The sequence below is a fragment of the Gordonia sp. AC31 genome, from assembly GCF_031844505.1.
GTDB classification, from domain to species: domain Bacteria; phylum Actinomycetota; class Actinomycetes; order Mycobacteriales; family Mycobacteriaceae; genus Gordonia; species Gordonia hongkongensis.
On the sequence record NZ_JAUZVK010000015.1, the window covers coordinates 1 to 17,795 of the forward strand.

Genomic DNA, 17,795 nt, shown 5'->3' on the forward strand with positions numbered 1-17,795 from the left:
TTGATCGTGGCCGTCTCGATGGTCACCGGGAGCTTCGGCTCACCGTCCCCGGGCTGGCTGCCGATCGGGCCGGGGTTGATGCCGCCGGCGTAGACCTTGTCGAGCACCGCGAGTCCGGGTTCGTCGACCTTGCCGACGATCGAGTAGTCCGGGCCCAACTGGCTGTCGTTGATCACGATGAAGAGCTGGCTGGACCCGGTGTTCGGGTTCTGTCCGCCCTGGCTGCTGTTGGCGATCGCGATGGTGCCGCGCGGGTAGATGACGGGCTGCGAACCGGTCGTCGGATCCGGCTGCCCGACCGTCTGCAGGTCGGTCGGCGGCTCGTCGGGGCTGGTCCAACCGGGCCCGCTCATGCCGGTGCCGGTGGGGTCGCCGCACTGCAGGATCTTCAGCGTCTCGCTGGTGGTCATGCGGTGGCAGGTGGAGTCGTCGTAGAACTTGTTCTCGATCAACGAGGTCACCGCAGCCGTGTTGCACGGCGCGCCATCGCGTTCGAGCGTGATCGGCAGGGTGCCCTGGGAGGTGACGAACGTGGCCTTCTCGGTGCCCGACTTGAGGACGCGCTCGTCGGGCTTGGGCGAGGTGCGCTCGTTCTCCGCGGCCGCCTTCAGCTCGTCGAGTTCGGCTTGGTACTGCGCTCGCTGATCGGCCGGGACGTTGTCGGGCACCTGATCGGGCAGCTGGTCGAAGCGGCTCGGGGAGTCCTCGTAGGCGCAGGTCGTCCAGCGTGCGGCCTCGCGGTCGTCCATGATCTTCTTCACCACGACGGCGGTCACGCCCGCGACCACGGCGACCACGACGGCGGTCGAGACGGAGGCGATGACGATCTTCCGCTTGCGCCGGGCGAGGCGCTCGGTCTCGAGGCGTTCTTCGAGCTTCCGCTTCGCCGCCTCGCGGCGCTCCTCATTGGTGGACACGCGGGTGGATCCTCCTGAAACCTCGGCATGGCTGTGCCGACATCGTCGTGGATGTCACTTACTCGGGGGCAAGTGTGCCAGTTGTACCTGAGAACGGGGTGCGGCGGGTCGCGAGCCATGCCGCCTACGCAACAATGGACACCGACGTGTGTGCGTCGTCCTGTCCGCGCCGACCCGAGGAGCAGCATGCTCATCACCGGATTCCCCGCCGGGATGTTCCAGACGAACTGCTACATCGTCGCCGCCGAGGCGGGATCGGAGGCGGTGATCATCGATCCGGGCCAGGATGCGGCGCCGCGGGTCCGGGAACTGCTCGCCGAACACGACCTCACCCCGGTGGCGGTGCTGCTCACGCACGGTCATCTCGACCACACCTGGAACGCGACGGAACTCTGCGACGAGTACTCGATCCCGGCCTACATCCATCCCGCGGATCGTCCGATGCTCGCCGATCCCGGTCTCGGTATCGGACGGGCGTTGGGCGCGATGATCGGCGACCAGGTGTTCACCGAGCCGGAGAAGGTGGTCGAGTTCGCCGACGGCGAGTCGGTGGAACTCGCCGGGGTCTCCTTCTCGGTCGATCTCGCGCCCGGACACACACAGGGCTCCGTGCTGCTCGGGGTCGACGTCGACGTGCCGGACGAGACCCGGGATCAGGCCGGGCCCGACACGCCGTCGGTGGTCGGGGTCTGCTTCTCCGGTGACGTATTGTTTGCCGGTTCGATCGGCCGGACGGATCTCCCCGGGGGCAACCATCAGCAGTTGCTCGACTCGATAGCGGCGAAACTCCTGCCGCTGCCCGCGGAGACGCTGGTCCTGCCCGGCCACGGACCCCAGACCACCATCGGCCAGGAGAGTGCGAGCAATCCCTTCCTGGCCGGCCTCGAGCACCAGAGCACGCGACCGAAGGGACGACACGGACTGTGAGCGGAGCATTTCAGGCCCCCCGGGGCATCCCGGACTACTTCCCGCCGAACTCGGCGGACTTCCGGAGGGTCCGGGACACGCTCACCGACGCAGCGCGTCGTGCCGGCTACGGCCACATCGAACTGCCGGTGTTCGAGGACACCGCGCTGTTCGCACGCGGGGTCGGGGAGTCGACCGATGTCGTGAGCAAGGAGATGTACACGTTCGCCGACCGCGGCGACCGCTCGGTGACGCTGCGTCCCGAGGGCACCGCGGGCGTGGTGCGCGCGGTGATCCAGCACGGTCTCGACCGCGGCCAGCTACCGGTGAAGGTCTGCTACGCCGGGCCGTTCTTCCGCTACGAGAAGCCGCAGACCGGCCGGTACCGCCAGCTGCAGCAGGTCGGCGTCGAGGCGATCGGTGTCGACGACCCGGCGCTCGACGCCGAGGTCATCGCGATCGCCGACGAGGGCTATCGCCGACTCGGGCTGACTGGGTTCCGGCTGGAGATCACCTCGCTGGGTGACGACGAGAGCCGGCCGCGCTATCGAGAGGCCTTGCAGGAGTTCCTGTTCGGGCTCGACCTCGACGAGGCCACCCGGATGCGCGCCGAGATCAACCCGCTGCGTGTCCTCGACGACAAGCGGCCGGAGATCAAGGCGGCGACCGCAGGCGCACCGCTGCTCATCGACTATCTGTCCGACGACGCGAAGGCGCACTTCGACCTCGTCCTGGCGCACCTGGACCGGCTGGGTGTCGTCTACGAGATCAACCCGCGTCTGGTGCGCGGCCTGGACTACTACACGAAGACCACGTTCGAATTCGTCCACGACGGTCTCGGTGCGCAGTCGGGCATCGGCGGCGGCGGGCGCTACGACGGTCTGATGCGGCAGCTGGGCGCCAAGCAGGATCTGTCGGGCATCGGGTTCGGGATCGGCGTCGACCGGACGATGCTGGCGCTGGAGGCCGAGGGCGTCGCGGGCACCGAGGCGGCCCGCTGCCAGGTCTTCGGAGTGCCGCTGGGCTCGGCGGCCAAAGCCGAACTCGTCGGTGTCGCAGGCGCTCTGCGCGCCGCCGGGATCAATGTCGACCTGGCCTACGGCGATCGTGGCCTCAAGGGTGCGATGAAGGCAGCCGACCGTTCGGGGGCGCGGCTGGCGCTGGTGCTCGGGGAGAACGAACTCGCCGAGCGCCGGCTGGAGATCAAGGACCTGAGCAACGGCGAACAGCACCGGGTCGCCCTGGACGACGTGGTCGCCGAGGTCCGTCGCCTCCTGGGCTGAGCCCGCCGCACATTCCGCCGCTGAGAACCGCCCCGCACAGCTCGACCGACGACGATGTGCGGCCGGCGGACCTGTGATGGGCGGTTTTCGGCGCCCGCCCTCGGGGAGATCTCACCCGGAGGGCGGGCCGGCGACCTCGGCCACGAGGACGTCCAGCGAGACACCGCCGAGAGCCAGTGCGCGCGAATGGAAGTCCTTGAGCGTCCAGTCCGGGTGCCGGCGGAGGGCGGCGGTGCGCGTCTGCTCCCACACGCGCTGGCCGAGCGCATACGAGGGCGCCTGGCCGGGCCAGCCCAGATAGCGGTCGAGTTCGAAACGCAACACGGCGTGGTCCATCGCGACCGACGAGGTCAGGAACGTCCAGGCCTTGTCGGCGTCCCAGATCCCGCCGCCGAGGGACTCCGGCGCGGGCAGGCGGCAGTGGACGCCGATGTCGACCACGACCCGCGCGGCCCGCAGCCGCTGCGAGTCGAGCATCCCCATGCGGTCGCCCGGGTCCTCGAGCCAGCCGAGCTCGTCCATCAGGCGTTCGGCGTAGAGCGCCCAGCCCTCGCCGTGTCCGGAGGTGAACGACGCGAGCTTGCGCCAGGCGTTGAGGTCGGGGTCGACGATCGCCGATCCGAGCTGGAGATGATGCCCGGGCACGCCCTCGTGGTAGACCGTCGTCTTCTCCTGCCAGGTGTGGAAGACGGTCTGGTCGTCGGGCACCGCCCACCACATCCGGCCCGGGCGGGACAGATCCTCGCTGGGCTGGGTGTAGTAGATGATCCCGGTCGACGACAGGGCGAGCCGGCACTCCAGCCGGGACAGCCGGGCCGGGAGGTCGAAGTGCGTGCCCGCCAGACCGGCGACCGCCGCGTCGGACGTCGCCTGCATCCAGTCGACGAATTCCGCGCGATCGTGGATCTGGTACTGCGGCTGACGATCCAGCCAGGCGAGCGTCGCCGCGACCCCCTGTCCGGGGAGCAGACCCTCCGCGATCTCCTGCTGCTCGGCGACGATCTGCCGCAACCGGGTCATCGCCCAGGCATAGGCGTCGTCGGGATCGGCGTCGGCGCCCAGGTAGGCCGGCAGGTGCAGCAGGTAGCGGTCGCGGCCGACCGCGTCGTCGTCGACGGCCTGAGCGAGAACGCCGGTGCGCAGGTAGTGGGCGAAGGTCCCGAACGAGGTCCGGGCCGCGTCGAGCGCGGTGGCGAGGGTGCCGGCGAGCGCCGGGTCGGCCGCGATCGGTGCGGTGTTGCCGGCGATGGCATCGGCCGCGGTGTCGGCCTGCCGGGCGACCGCCGCCACCTGTCGACGGGCCGGCGGCGGACCGTGACGAAGCCGGTGGGCGAGGCCGTCGACGACGTCGGTGAGCGACGCCGGGATCGCGGTGAGGCGGGACAAGAAGGTCTCCCGCTGCTCGCGGGTGTCGGTGGGCATGAGGTCGAAGACGTCGCGCAGCGCCTGCAACGGTGACGCGATGACATTGCAGTCGCCGATGTGCTCGCCCGCGTCGGCGAGTGCGAGCTCGCGACGCAGCGAGGCGCTCATGGTCGCGACGGTGACGCGGTCGATGGCATCGACGACGTCGGCGCCGCCCAGTGCGGAGAGGGTGCCGGCGGCGACCTCGGCGCGTTCGGCGCACCCCTGCGCGGAGAAGTCGGTCAGCCGGTCGTCGTGCCCACCGCGCCCGATCTCGGTGGCGAACAGCGGATCGAGCGCGCACAACCGGTCCAGGTGCGCCTCGGCGATCGCGTCGACGGCGGTGGGCCTGCGGGGTCCGGTCCCGCCCGGGTCGGTGGCGTTCACAGGTCGTCGGTGGCGAAGGTGTCGCAGCGATCCGGATCGCCCGACTGGTAGCCGACGGTGAACCACCGCGTGCGTTGGGCGGCCGAACCATGAGTCCAGCCCTCGGGATTGGAGCCCGCGCCCTGGATGGTGTCGTCGCCGATGGCCTTCGCGGTCTGGATGACCGTCGCTATCTGCTCCTCGGTGATGGGCGCGAGGAGGGCGTCTGGGCCGTCGTCGGCGTGATGGGCCCACACCCCGGCGAGGCAGTCGGCCTGCAATTCGACCCGCACCGAACCCGATCGCGGTCCCTGCGAACCCATCCGCTGACCCTTGGCGAGGGCGCCGGTGAGGTTCTGCACGTGGTGTCCGTACTCGTGGGCCACGACGTACTCCTGCGCGAGGGGCCCGTCGCTGCCGCCCATGCGACGCAGCTGGGCGAAGAACGTCGGATCGAAGTACGCCGTCGAATCGGCGGGACAGTAGAACGGGCCGGTCGCCGAACTCGCCGCGCCGCACCCGGTGTTCACCGCGTCGGAGAAGATGACCGTCTGCGGTGGCTCGTACTCGGGCCACAGATCCGACCACACCGTGTCGACGCTGACGGTGGTCGCCTTGATCCGGCAGATCGTGTTCTCGTTGGCCATCTCATAGGTGCACTCGTCCAGTTGCTGCTGGATCTGCGCGGCGTCCGACGAGGTGCCGGGAGCGGGGCCGCCGGCGCCGAGCAGATCGCCGGGGTTCACCCCGAAGAACAGCGCGACGATCGTGATGAGGAGTCCCGCGCCGCCGCCCAGCGCGATCCGGCCCCCACCGCCTCCACCGCCGCCGGAGACGCTGCCGGTGTCGATCGATCCGCTGCCTTGGAAGGTCACGCGGCCATTCTGGCACGATCGGCACCCGCCCCTCGCTGCCTCGGCGAAGGTATGCGATTGACGGCCGGGGGCGCGGATACGGCACCATGGACACCTGGTCTGCGTTTCCGCCGACCGATTTCGACTCCTGGAAGGATCCTCAGTGCTCCGCACGCATTCCGCAGGTTCGCTGCGCCGCGCCGACGCGTCGCAGACCGTCACCGTCGCCGGGTGGGTCGCACGCCGACGCGACCACGGTGGCGTGGTCTTCATCGACCTGCGCGACGCCACCGGATTGGTCCAGGTGGTCTTCCGCGACGAGTCGGTCGCGCCGGCCGCCCACCGTCTGCGCGCCGAGTACTGCGTCACCGTGACCGGCGTCGTCGAGGTGCGTCCCGAGGGCAGCGAGAACCCCAACCTGAGCTCCGGCGAGATCGAGATCAACGCCGTCGAGCTCGAGGTCCTCAACGAGTCCGCGCCGCTGCCGTTCCAGCTCGACGAGTCGCCGGGCGAGGAGGCGCGCCTGCGTCACCGCTACCTCGACCTGCGGCGTGCGGGGCCCAGCGCGGCGCTCCGCCTGCGGTCCAAGGCGAACGCGGCGGCGCGCGGCGTGCTCGCCGCCCACGACTTCACCGAGATCGAGACGCCCACGCTGACCCGGTCGACGCCGGAAGGGGCACGTGACTTCCTGGTTCCGGCGCGCCTGCAGCCCGGCACCTTCTACGCCTTGCCGCAGAGCCCGCAGCTGTTCAAGCAGCTGCTGATGGTCGCGGGCATGGAGCGGTACTACCAGATCGCGCGCTGCTACCGCGACGAGGACTTCCGCGCCGACCGGCAGCCGGAGTTCACCCAGCTCGACATCGAGATGAGCTTCGTCGACCAGGACGACGTCATCGCCGTCGCCGAGGAGATCCTCGTCGCGCTGTGGAAGCTCATCGGCGTCGACATCACCACCCCGATCCCGCGGATGACCTACGCCGATGCGATGCGCCGATTCGGTTCGGACAAGCCGGATCTGCGCTTCGGTCTCGAACTCGTCGAGTGTGCCGAGTACTTCAAGGACACCCCGTTCCGCGTGTTCCAGGCACCGTACGTCGGAGCGGTCGTCATGCCCGGCGGTGCGTCGCAGCCACGCCGCCAGCTCGACGCATGGCAGGAATGGGCGAAGCAGCGCGGGGCACGCGGTCTGGCGTACGTCCTCATCGCCGAAGACGGGACCCTCAGCGGGCCGGTCGCCAAGAACCTCTCCGAGGAGGAGCGCTCCGGTCTGGCCGCCCATGTCGGCGCGGAGCCGGGTGACTGCGTGTTCTTCGGTGCGGGAGAGGTGAAGTCGACCCGCGCCCTGCTCGGTGCCGCGCGCGGTGAGATCGCTTCGAAGCTCGGGCTCATCAAGGACGGGGACTGGGCGTTCACCTGGGTGGTGGACGCGCCGATGTTCGAGCCGGTTGCCGACGCGACGGCGTCCGGCGATGTCGCACTGGGACATTCGGCCTGGACCGCGGTGCACCATGCGTTCACCTCGCCCAAGCCGGAGTCGATCGACGCCTTGGAGTCCGATCCGGGTTCGGCCCTGGCCTACGCCTACGACATCGTGTGCAACGGCAACGAGATCGGCGGCGGATCGATCCGTATCCATCGGCGGGACGTGCAGGAGCGCGTCTTCGAGATCATGGGCATCGGCCACGACGAGGCGCAGGAGAAGTTCGGCTTCCTGCTCGACGCCTTCGCCTACGGCGCTCCGCCGCACGGCGGCATCGCCTTCGGATGGGACCGCATCACCGCACTGCTCGCCGGCGAGTCGTCCATCCGCGAGGTGATCGCGTTCCCGAAGTCGGGTGGCGGCGTCGACCCGCTGACCGACGCCCCCGCGGCGATCACCCCGCAGCAGCGCAAGGAATCGGGGATCGACGCCAAGCCCGCACCGCGGGGCGGCGCCGACCAGAAGGACGCCGAGCAGAAGGGCGCCGACCAGAAGGACGCCGGGAGCACTGCCTGAGCCGAAAAGCGGTGGGCCGACGTGAGTTCGGCCACCGTGTTCCCGGCGCGGTGCTCGTCACCCGGCGCCTGGAGGTCATCTGTGATGAGATCTCCACCATGGCGCACAGCGGTGGGATCGAGTCGGCTGCCGGAATAGTGGTGACGGGCCCGGGCGGGGAGTTCCGCCGGTGACGATCAAGGTTGCCCTCGAGCATCGGACGGTGTACTCGTTCGACCGGCCGACCAAGATCTACCCCCACGTCGTCCGCCTGCGTCCGGCGCCGCACTCGCGCACACCGATCGAGGCGTACTCGCTCACCGTCGACCCCGGTGAGCACTTCCTGAACTGGCAGCAGGACGCGTTCAGCAACTATCTGGCGCGCCTGGTGTTCCCGAAACCCTCGACCACCCTCGGGATCACCGTCAGTCTGGTCGCGGACCTCACCGCGATCAATCCGTTCGACTTCTTCATCGAGGAGTGGGCCGAGTTCTACGGGTTCGACTATCCGGCCGAGCTGCGGCGCGACCTCGAGATCTTCCTCCGGCCGGCCGGGGTCACCGACGGTGAATTCGCCGGTGCGCCGGTGCATCCGGAGATCGCGAGGTTCGCGGCGAAGCATCGGCCGGCCGGCCGCACGCGGGTCATCGACTTCCTGGTGCGCCTCAACGCCGCGGTGCGCGACGCCGTCGGCTACACCGTCCGCCTCGAGGCCGGCGTGCAGTCGCCGGAGTACACGCTCTCCAGTGCCATCGGTTCCTGCCGGGACTCGGCCTGGTTGCTGGTCGCCCTCCTGCGCGAACTCGGGTTCGCGGCACGCTTCGTGTCCGGATACCTCGTCCAGCTGACCTCGGACGTGAAGTCGCTCGACGGTCCGTCGGGTCCCGACGCCGATTTCACCGACCTGCACGCGTGGACCGAGGTGTACCTCCCCGGGGCCGGTTGGGTTGGACTGGATCCGACGTCGGGTCTGTTCGCCGGCGAGGGGCACATCCCCTTGGCGGCCACCCCGCATCCGGTCGGCGCCGCACCGATCACCGGTTCGACCGGCCCGTGCCACGCCACTCTGGATTTCACCAACACGGTCACGCGGTTCCACGAGGACCCACGCGTCACGCTGCCCTACACCGCGGAGCAGTGGGGCCGGGTCACCGATCTCGGCGCGCTGGTCGACGAACGGATGGAACGCAACGACGTACGCCTGACGATGGGCGGCGAGCCGACATTCGTGTCCATCGACAACCAGACGGACCCGGAGTGGCGCACCGCCGCGGACGGTCCGCACAAACGGTTGCTGGCCGGGCGGCTGGCCGACCGCCTCATGACGGCGTACGCGCCGGGCGGCCTGATGCGGCGCAGCCAGGGCAAGTGGTATCCCGGTGAACCGCTGCCGCGGTGGCAGCTCGAACTGATGTGGCGCGCCGACGGTCTGCCGATCTGGCGGAATCCGAATTTGCTCGCCGACCCGTGGGCGACGCCCGACGATTGTGCCGCGGCGATCGACCGCGAGACCCACGGCCCGAACCCCGACGACCTCGGCGACCCCGGCCCGGCACGGGAACTGCTCACCGCCTTCGCGACGCGACTGGGACTTCCGATCGCCCAGGTCGTGCCGGCCTACGAGGACCCGCTGGTCCGGATGCGGGAACTCGCCGCGATGCCGCCCGGTGACCCCGGAACCGACCCCACCCTGCCCGCCGCACGGTCGTTCGCGCAGGCCGAGATCTCCGTCGACGCCGATTCGGCGGACGGCGACGACGACGAGAGCCTCGCGCCGACAACGGATTCCGTCCGACGCAGACGAGCACTGATCGAGCGGCTCGACGCCGCCGTCACCCAGCCGAGTGCGCACGTGTTGCCGCTGAGCCGCTCGGAGGACCGAACCGCGTGGCAGAGCGCGGTGTGGACGACCCGGCGGGGACGGATCGTGCTGACCCCCGGCACCTCGCCGGCCGGCTTGCGGCTGCCGCTCAACTCGCTGTCGTGGGGTCCGGCCCCGACGCTGTTCGAAGCCGATCCGTCCGCACGCCACGACGACCTGCCGACCGACCCGTCGGCGGCGCTGGGGCACACCGTCCGCGAGGTGGGCCCCGCGCAGTTCCTGCCCCGGACCGCCCTCGTCGCCGAGGTCCGCGGCGGCGTGCTCCACGTGTTCATGCCGCCGACCTCGACCCTGGAGGAGTATCTCGCGATCGTCGAACTCGTCGAGGACGCCGCCGCCACGGTGTCGACGCCGGTCGTCGTCGAGGGGTACGGACCGCCCGCCGACCCGCGACTCGTCTCGTTGTCGGTGACCCCGGACCCGGGGGTTGTCGAGGTCAACATCCAGCCGACCGGGAGTTTCGCCGAGCAGTCCGAGCTGCTCGAATCGCTCTACGACCACGCCCGACAGGTGCGGCTGGGCACCGAGAGCTTCGACCTCGACGGGAGCCACGGTGGCACGGGCGGCGGCAACCACATCACCCTCGGCGGCGTCACGCCCGCCGATTCGCCGATGCTGCGCCGCCCCGACCTGCTGGTGTCGATGCTGACCTACTGGCAACGGCATCCCGCGCTGTCGTACCTGTTCTCCGGCCGGTTCATCGGCACCACCTCGCAGGCGCCGCGTGTCGACGAGGGTCGGGAGTCCTCGCTCTACGAGCTGGAGATCGCCTTCGCCGAGATCGACCGGCTCGCGGTCAAGAATTCTGGCGACGGTGCCCGGGCCGGCGGACGCTTCGACGGCGCGCCCCCGAACCCCTGGGTCACCGACCGGGCGCTGCGGCATCTGCTCACCGACATCACCGGCAACACGCACCGGGCCGAGTTCTGCATCGACAAGCTCTACAGTCCCGACTCGGTGCGCGGCCGGCTGGGCCTGCTGGAGCTGCGGGCTTTCGAGATGCCGCCCCACCACCGGATGGCTATGGTGCAGTCGCTGCTGGTGCGGAGCCTTGTGTCGTGGTTCTGGGAGAAGCCCTACCGGGCCCGGTTGATCCGCCACGGCGGCGACCTCCACGGCAAACACCTGTTGCCGCACTACGTCATCGCCGACATCGCGCTGGTCGCCGAGGAACTCCGCGAGGCCGGCTATCCGTTCGAGACCGCCTGGCTGGACCCGTTCACCGAATTCCGCTTCCCGCGTCTGGGGACCGTGCAGATCCGGGACCAGGAGATCGAGCTGCGCGGTGCCATCGAGCCGTGGAACACGTTGGGGGAGGAGGCAACCGGAACGGGAACGGCCCGGTACGTCGACTCCTCTGTCGAGCGCGTGCAGGTGCGCGTCCTGGGTGGTGAGGACGATCGTTACCTGTTGACCTGCAACGGTTTCCCGATTCCACTGCGCGCCACCGGTCGCACCGGTGAACGCGTCGCCGGCATCCGGTTCCGGGCCTGGCAGCCGCCGAGCTCGCTGCACCCGACGATCACCATCGACACCCCGCTCACCTTCGACCTGATCGACACGGTCAACGGCCGGTCGGTGGGCGGTGCCACCTACCACGTCGTGCATCCCGGAGGACGTGCCTACGATCGGCCGCCGGTGAACGCGGTCGAGGCCGAGTCCCGGCGCAACGGGCGGTTCGAGGCGGCCGGTCACACGACCGGCACCGTCGACGTCGGGCTGTTGCGCGAACGACAGTCCCGGCAGGCCACCGACTTCGGGGTGCCCGGGATCCTCGACCTCCGGCGGGCACGTACAGTTCTTCGGTGACCTCTTCGCCGGGCAACGCTTCCGCGGTGTTCGACCGCTACCGCGCCGAGGGCCACACTCTCTTCGATCCCGCCCGTCTGGCCGCATCCGCGGACCGGCCGGCCAACTCCTACGACGAGCTCCTGGAAGCCGACGGCGCGATCCGTCCGGCGTGGGCCGACCTGGCCCGCATCTACCAGTTGCGCGGTCCGGACCGCCTCCGCGACTCCGCGGCCCGGCTGGCCGCAGCGGTCAGCGACGACGGCGTGGTCTACAACGAGTTCGACGGTCAGCACACCGTGACCCGCGACTGGGATGTCGACGCGGTGCCGCTGGTGATCGACGGCGTCGAATGGGCCGAACTCGAGAAGGCCATCACGCAGCGGTCGATGCTGCTCGACCTGCTCCTGCGTGACCTCTACCGCGACCAGAAGACGATCGCGGCCGGACTCGTCGCGCCCGAGATGGTCTTCGGCCATCCCGGTTACATCCGCAAGGCCGCCCGACTCGAGGTCGCCGGGCCGCACGCGCTGTTCCTGCACGCGGTCGACATCTCGCGTACTGCTGACGGCCGGTTCGTCGCCTACCGGGACCGCACCCAGGCGCCGTCGGGGATCGGATACGCGATCGTCGGGCGGCGGCTGATGTCGAAGACCTTCCCGCAGCTGTTCCAGGCGTGCGCACCGCGGCCGATGACCACCTTCGCCGGCACGATGCGGCTGGCACTCACCGAGTACGCGCCGCCCGGGGTCGACGACCCGACGGTGGCGGTCCTCAGCCCCGGCAGCATGTCCGAGACCGCCTTCGACCAGGCCTATCTCGCGTCGGTACTCGGCTTCCCCCTCGTCGAGGGCGCCGACCTCACCGTTCGGGACGGCGCGGTCTACATGCGCTCGCTGGGTCGCTACAAGCGGGTGGACGTGCTGCTGCGACGGGTCGACGCCGCCTACTCCGATCCGCTGGACCTGCGGACGGACTCCCAGCTCGGCGTCGCCGGGCTGGTCGAGGCGATCTCGCGCGGCACGGTGACGGTCCTCAACACCCTCGGCTCGGGGGTGCTGGAGAACCCGGCGCTGCACACCGTGCTGGAACGTCTCGCGCCCGTCCTGCTCGACGAGGACCTGCGGCTGGGCTCGGTCACCACGTACTGGGCCGGAGATCCGTTGCAACGCAGCCTGATTCGTGATCGACTTGCCACCCTGGTCCTGACGAACACGAGTACGGGGGAGGAGTTCAACGGCCCGTTGCTCGCAGCGACCGATCGCGCCGACCTCGCCGCCCGGATCGAGGCCCAGACCTGGCAGTGGGTGGCCCGCGAGCTCGAGGCGTTCTCGGTGGCCCCGACGGTCACCCCCGGCAGCGGTTCCGGTGGACCGATCGCGGCGCTACGGGCGGCGCCGGTGTCGGTGCGCGCGTTCAGCGTGGCGCAGGGTCCCGGGTACGCGGTCATGCCGGGCGGCCTGGGGGCCGTTCTCGCCGACGGGGTCGCCGGCGCCGCCCACCACGTGGTGGCCGCCAAGGACGTGTGGGTCACCAGTACCGAGGTGGGCGGGCACGTGTCGCGGCGGTCGGAGACCCGCGGTGAGCCGGCCGGGGAGGTCGTCGCGGGCACGTCGGCGGGTCGCCCGGTGACCCGGGAGTACTCCGACGTCGCGGCCGCGGCCAGTCCGCGCGTCCTGGCGGACCTGTTCTGGCTGGGCCGCTACGGGGAGCGGACCGAGCTCGTGACCCGCCTGGCCAAGGTGTCCCGCGAGCGTTATCAGGACTTCCAGTATCGGCCGTGGATGTCGGGTACGCCGGCGGTACCGCTGCTGTTGCACGCGGTCGCCACGGTGACGGGCACCGCGCGCTATCTGGACACCGCCGACCTGCTGTTGCCGGGTTCGGACCGGCCGCGGTCACCCGATCAGGTCAACGAGGCGATCGAGAAGATCGCCGACCTGACCGTGTCGCGATCGGTGCCCGGGACCATCGCCTACTCGATCGACCGGCTGATCAGCACGGTCCGGGCGGTCCGGGACCAGATGTCCACGAGCACCTGGATGGTGCTCGCGCCGGTCGAACGGATCATGGCGAGCACGACCCGGCTGGTCCTCCGGTCGCGCGCGGACGCCGGGGCGGGCGACGCCGCGCTGGACCTAGGACCCGATCTGGCCCGCGCGCACGACGAGATCCTGCACGGCGTCCTGGCGCTGACCGGGCTGCAGGCCGAGTCGATGGTGCACGATCCGGCCTGGATGTTCATGGACGTCGGCCGACGCATCGAACGGGCCGTCACCCTCGCCGACCTCACGCTCGCGATGTTCGCCGACGCGCAGGACACCGACGTCGAGCAGGCGCTGCTGGAGTCGTACCTGGTGGCCAACGAATCGTCGGTGATCTACCGTCGCCGCAACCGCGGGCTGTATCAGGCGGCCAGTGTCGCCGAGCTGCTGCTGTTCGACCCGACCAATCCCCGGTCGATGATCTTCTGTCTCGACAAGATGAACGCCGACCTGTCGTCCGTACCGGAGACCCTGCGGTCGGCGGGCGCCGAACGGGCCGTGCAGGACATGATCGCCGAACTGCGCCGCGGCGACCCCGCCGACCTCGTGCGGGTCGACGCCGACCGGAGGCGTCCGGAACTCGTCGAACTGATGACGACCCTGCGCAACGGGGCGCGTGAACTCTCCGATCTGCTCACCCGGACCCGCTTCGCCACCCCGCGCCAGGCGCGACCGATCTGGGCCGGTGGGGAATCGTGAGCACGCGCGTCTACCGTGTGCTGCACCGGACCAGCTACACCTACGACGACGACGTGTCGTCCTCGTACGGGCGCTGCCATCTGACCCCGCGCGACCTGCCCGGCCAGCGCGTGCACTCGACGTCGATCGAGATCGACCCCGAACCCGACGACCGGTCGACGGGGCTCGACGTCTACGGCAACCACGACAGCTATTTCCATGTCCGGACCGCGCACCGCGAGCTGACCGTGACCGCGCGGTCGGTGGTCGAGGTGGATCCCGTGGACCCGGGCGTCCTCCTCAGTCCGGCGGCCCGGGGTCCGTGGGAACAGGCGCGACCGTGCGTGGTCGACGGGCGGGACAGCGCCCTGGCCGCCGAGTTCGTCCTCGATCTCGACCCGCCGGAGATCACCCCCGCGGTGCGCGACTACGCCGCCGGCATCTTCACCCCCGGTCGGCCGCTGGCGGAGGCGGTCATCGATCTGACGTCGCGGATCTTCACCGACTTCACCTACCGGTCCGGGTCGACGGCCATCTCCACGCGGGTCGACACCGTCCTGCAGCGTCGCGAGGGCGTCTGCCAGGACTTCGCCCGGATCGCGATCGCCTGTCTGCGGTCACAGGGTCTCGCCGCGCGGTACGAGTCGGGGTATCTCGCGACCGAGCCGCCGCCCGGCAAGGAAAAGGTCTTCGGTGCCGACGCCAGTCACGCCTGGGCGGCCGTCTGGATGCCCGACGGCCGCTGGCTGTCGTTCGATCCGACCAACGACAAGCTGGTCGACGAACGCCACGTCACGCTGGCGTGGGGGCGGGATTACGACGACGTGCCGCCTCTCCGAGGGGTCATCTACACCGATTCCACGAAGAGCCGGATCGACGTGTCGGTCGACGTCCGGCCGACAGATGACCTCGCCGCGGGTTGAACCAGGCACATCGGACTCGCTTGCTCGGTAAGTCGCTGTGCCACAGTGTTTTCGGCGCACGTTTTCGGGCTATACCGGTAACGACGTGGTACAGATGGACGAACGCGCTGTTGCGACAACGTTGCAACGGGTAGGTTGGTTGGCGACATGACGGTCATTACGGAAAGCCGCATCACCAGCGTGGTGCGGGCGGCAGAGGCGCTGCTGTCACACCGCGCCGGATCAGCAGTGGTTCTCGACGATCCCGAGGACCTCGGCGGCAGCGGACGCACCACGGTCGTGCGGGTCCGCGTCGCCCAGAACCCCCTCAGCCTGGACCGCTCACTGGTGATCAAGGCCCTTCCCGAACACGAGGACCCACAGGCCTTCCACCGGGAGATCGCGTCGTACAAGTACGCGACCGCCCTCCCGAACGAATCGCGCCCGGGGCCGCAACTGATCGCCTCCGACACCGATCTCCGCATCATGGTGCTCTCCGACCTCGGCCACGGCCGGACGATGCTCGAGTACCTGGCCGGCGTCGACCCGGTCGAGACCTCACGTGCTGTCAGTGCCTGGGGCCAGGCACTCGGCCGGATGCACGCGGCGACGGTCGGCGGCGAGGGCGACTTCCTCGCGCTGCTGCGGCGCGGACCGTCGGGGATGCAGGGACGCGACATCCTGCGCGACGAGGCGTTGCGGTCGATCGACTCGGTGGTGGGGCACGCGGCCGCGCTCGACGTCGAGGTCCCCGAGCAGGTGGTGGAGTCGCTGCGTACCGCGGCGACGCTGTTCGACGAGGGCGATCACCGCGCATTCAGTCCGTCGGATGTCGGGCCCGAGAACATCCTGCTCAACGACGACGGCGTGCAGTTCATGGACTACGAGTGGGGCGGCTTCCGCGACGCCACCCTCGACATCGCCTACGCCCTCGTGACCATCACCGCGCAGCTTCCGCCCCGGACCACTGCTCGGGCCACCGACCTCGAGGTCTCGATGGTCGACGCATGGCGCTCGGAGGTGCACTCGATCTGGCCGGCGCTCGCCCATGAGCGGGAGATGCAGCGCAAGGTGCTGCTCGCCCGTCAGCTGTGGGTGTGGCTGTCGACGGTGTGGATGCTGCCGAGCGACCCGCTGGCTCCCACCCGCCCGGACGCGGACGTCGAGGCGCCCGACTTCGAGCCGGCCGACGTCACTGCCGCCGGCTTCACGCATGACTGGGCGCTGCACACGAACGACCCCCGCGTGATCGTCAGCCGCTGGACCGACCTCGCCGCCGCCGCGGGACGCGCGGGCGACGAGGAGATCGCGGTGTTCGCGACCGCGATGGGCGTCGCGCTGCAGCGCATCTGGCTGGCCTGACACGCTCGTGGACGGACTGTTCGACCCACCCGACGATCCTCGGGCCGGCTCCGACGGGCATGGCAACGCCGGTGGTCTCACCGCACCACCGGCCCCGACCGCACCCCTGGCGGTCCGCATGCGGCCGCAGACCCTCGACGAGATCGTCGGACAGCAGCACCTGCTCGGCACCGGTTCGCCGCTGCGCAGGCTGATCAGTGGCTCGGGCGCGGCGTCGGTGCTGCTCTACGGGCCGCCCGGAACCGGCAAGACCACCATGGCCTCGCTCATCGCGCGCGCCACCGGCGGCCGCTTCGAGGCCCTGTCCGCGCTGTCGGCGGGGGTCAAGGAGGTGCGCGCGGTCATCGACGTGGCCCGGCGCCGGCTCATCGGTGACGGCAAGAACGGCGGTCAGCAGACGGTCCTGTTCATCGACGAGGTCCATCGGTTCTCGAAGACCCAGCAGGACGCGTTGCTCGACGCCGTGGAGAACCGGATCGTGCTGCTCGTCGCGGCCACGACCGAGAACCCGTCGTTCTCGGTGGTCGCGCCGCTGCTGTCCCGGTCGCTGGTCCTGCAGCTGCGGTCGCTGACCGATGCCGACATCCGGGAGGTGCTGACTCGTGCGGTCGCCGACCCGCGTGGGCTCGACGGCAAGGTCGAGGTGACCGACGCCGCCTACGACCACCTCGTCGCGGTGTCCGGTGGGGACGCGCGCCGGGCGCTGACCGCGCTGGAGGCCAGCGCCGACGCCACCGACCGGATCGACCTCGCCGATGTGGAGACCGCGATCGACCGCGCCGCCGTCCGGTACGACCGGGACGGCGACCAGCACTACGACGTGACGAGTGCGTTCATCAAGTCCATCCGGGGTTCCGACGTCGACGCCGCCGTCCACTATCTCGCCCGCATGATCGCGGCCGGGGAGGACCCGCGGTTCATCGCGCGGCGCCTCATGATCCACGCCAGCGAGGACATCGGCATGGCCGACCCGACGGCCCTGCAGACCGCGGTCGCGGCCGCTCAGGTCGTGAACCTCGTCGGGATGCCGGAGGCCAAACTCGCGCTCACACAGGCCACCATCCACCTCGCGACGGCACCGAAGTCGGCGGGCGTGGTGTCGGCGATCGGCGCGGCCCTCGCCGATGTCGGGTCGGGCAAGGCCGGCGCGGTTCCGGCCCATCTGCGTGACAGTCACTATCCGGGGGCCAAGAAGCTCGGTAGCGGTGTCGCATACCGATATCCGCACGATGATCCCGACGGGGTTGTGCCGCAACAGTATCCGCCCGACGACCTGGTCGGCCGGGACTACTACGAGCCCACCGACCATGGGCTGGAACGCGAAATCGGGCCGCGGGTCGCGAAGTTGCGATCGATCGTGCGTGGCGCGGTGTCGCGGCGCCGGTCGCGCTGACCGTCCGTGGGGCGTTTCCCCAGTGCAGAGTCCCTGCGCC

11 protein-coding genes are annotated in these 17,795 nt (G+C 70.2%); 8 read left to right on the top strand and 3 right to left on the bottom strand.

What is annotated here, in order from left to right:
- Positions 1–917: peptidylprolyl isomerase (locus tag Q9R39_RS17325; protein ID WP_311277873.1), on the bottom strand; the 917-nt coding region annotated here is incomplete at its 3' end.
- A gap of 186 nt (positions 918–1,103) precedes the next feature.
- Between Q9R39_RS17325 and Q9R39_RS17330 the strand changes: the two genes are divergently transcribed.
- Positions 1,104–1,844, top strand: coding sequence for an MBL fold metallo-hydrolase (locus Q9R39_RS17330; protein WP_078112340.1), 741 nt, complete (start codon positions 1,104–1,106; stop codon positions 1,842–1,844).
- Positions 1,841–3,106 (top strand): histidine--tRNA ligase, encoded by a 1,266-nt coding sequence (hisS, locus tag Q9R39_RS17335; protein ID WP_058250325.1) that lies wholly within the window; start codon positions 1,841–1,843, stop codon positions 3,104–3,106. Before Q9R39_RS17330 ends, hisS begins: the two co-directional genes overlap by 4 nt.
- A 111-nt stretch (positions 3,107–3,217) precedes the next feature.
- Here hisS and Q9R39_RS17340 read toward each other — a convergent pair whose 3' ends face one another.
- Positions 3,218–4,897: a DUF885 domain-containing protein gene (locus tag Q9R39_RS17340; RefSeq protein WP_311277874.1), complete on the bottom strand. Its 1,680-nt coding sequence runs from the start codon at positions 4,895–4,897 to the stop codon at positions 3,218–3,220.
- Positions 4,894–5,751 carry a neutral zinc metallopeptidase gene (locus Q9R39_RS17345; protein ID WP_058250327.1) on the bottom strand — a complete coding sequence of 286 codons (858 nt, stop codon included), beginning with the start codon at positions 5,749–5,751 and terminating at the stop codon, positions 4,894–4,896. The genes Q9R39_RS17340 and Q9R39_RS17345 overlap by 4 nt, the downstream gene beginning before the upstream one ends.
- A gap of 142 nt (positions 5,752–5,893) precedes the next feature.
- Between Q9R39_RS17345 and aspS the strand changes: the two genes are divergently transcribed.
- From aspS to Q9R39_RS17375, 6 genes are all read left to right on the top strand, one after another.
- Positions 5,894–7,726, top strand: a complete 1,833-nt coding sequence (aspS, locus tag Q9R39_RS17350; protein WP_311277875.1) for an aspartate--tRNA ligase — start codon at positions 5,894–5,896, stop codon at positions 7,724–7,726.
- Positions 7,727–7,895: 169 nt separating this feature from the next.
- Complete coding sequence (locus Q9R39_RS17355) at positions 7,896–11,396, top strand: transglutaminase family protein (RefSeq protein ID WP_311277876.1); 3,501 nt, start codon at positions 7,896–7,898, stop codon at positions 11,394–11,396.
- A complete protein-coding gene (locus tag Q9R39_RS17360; protein ID WP_311277877.1) occupies positions 11,393–14,119 on the top strand; it encodes a circularly permuted type 2 ATP-grasp protein in 2,727 nt (908 codons plus the stop codon). Before Q9R39_RS17355 ends, Q9R39_RS17360 begins: the two co-directional genes overlap by 4 nt.
- Positions 14,116–15,021, top strand: coding sequence for a transglutaminase family protein (locus Q9R39_RS17365; RefSeq protein ID WP_078112346.1), 906 nt, complete (start codon positions 14,116–14,118; stop codon positions 15,019–15,021). The genes Q9R39_RS17360 and Q9R39_RS17365 overlap by 4 nt, the downstream gene beginning before the upstream one ends.
- Before the next feature lie 147 nt (positions 15,022–15,168).
- Positions 15,169–16,362 carry a hypothetical protein gene (locus tag Q9R39_RS17370; RefSeq protein ID WP_078112347.1) on the top strand — a complete coding sequence of 398 codons (1,194 nt, stop codon included), beginning with the start codon at positions 15,169–15,171 and terminating at the stop codon, positions 16,360–16,362.
- A 7-nt stretch (positions 16,363–16,369) separates the two neighbouring features.
- Entirely contained in the window at positions 16,370–17,755 is a 1,386-nt protein-coding gene (locus Q9R39_RS17375; RefSeq protein WP_058250333.1) for a replication-associated recombination protein A, read from the top strand.
- The last annotated feature ends 40 nt before the right edge of the window (positions 17,756–17,795 follow it).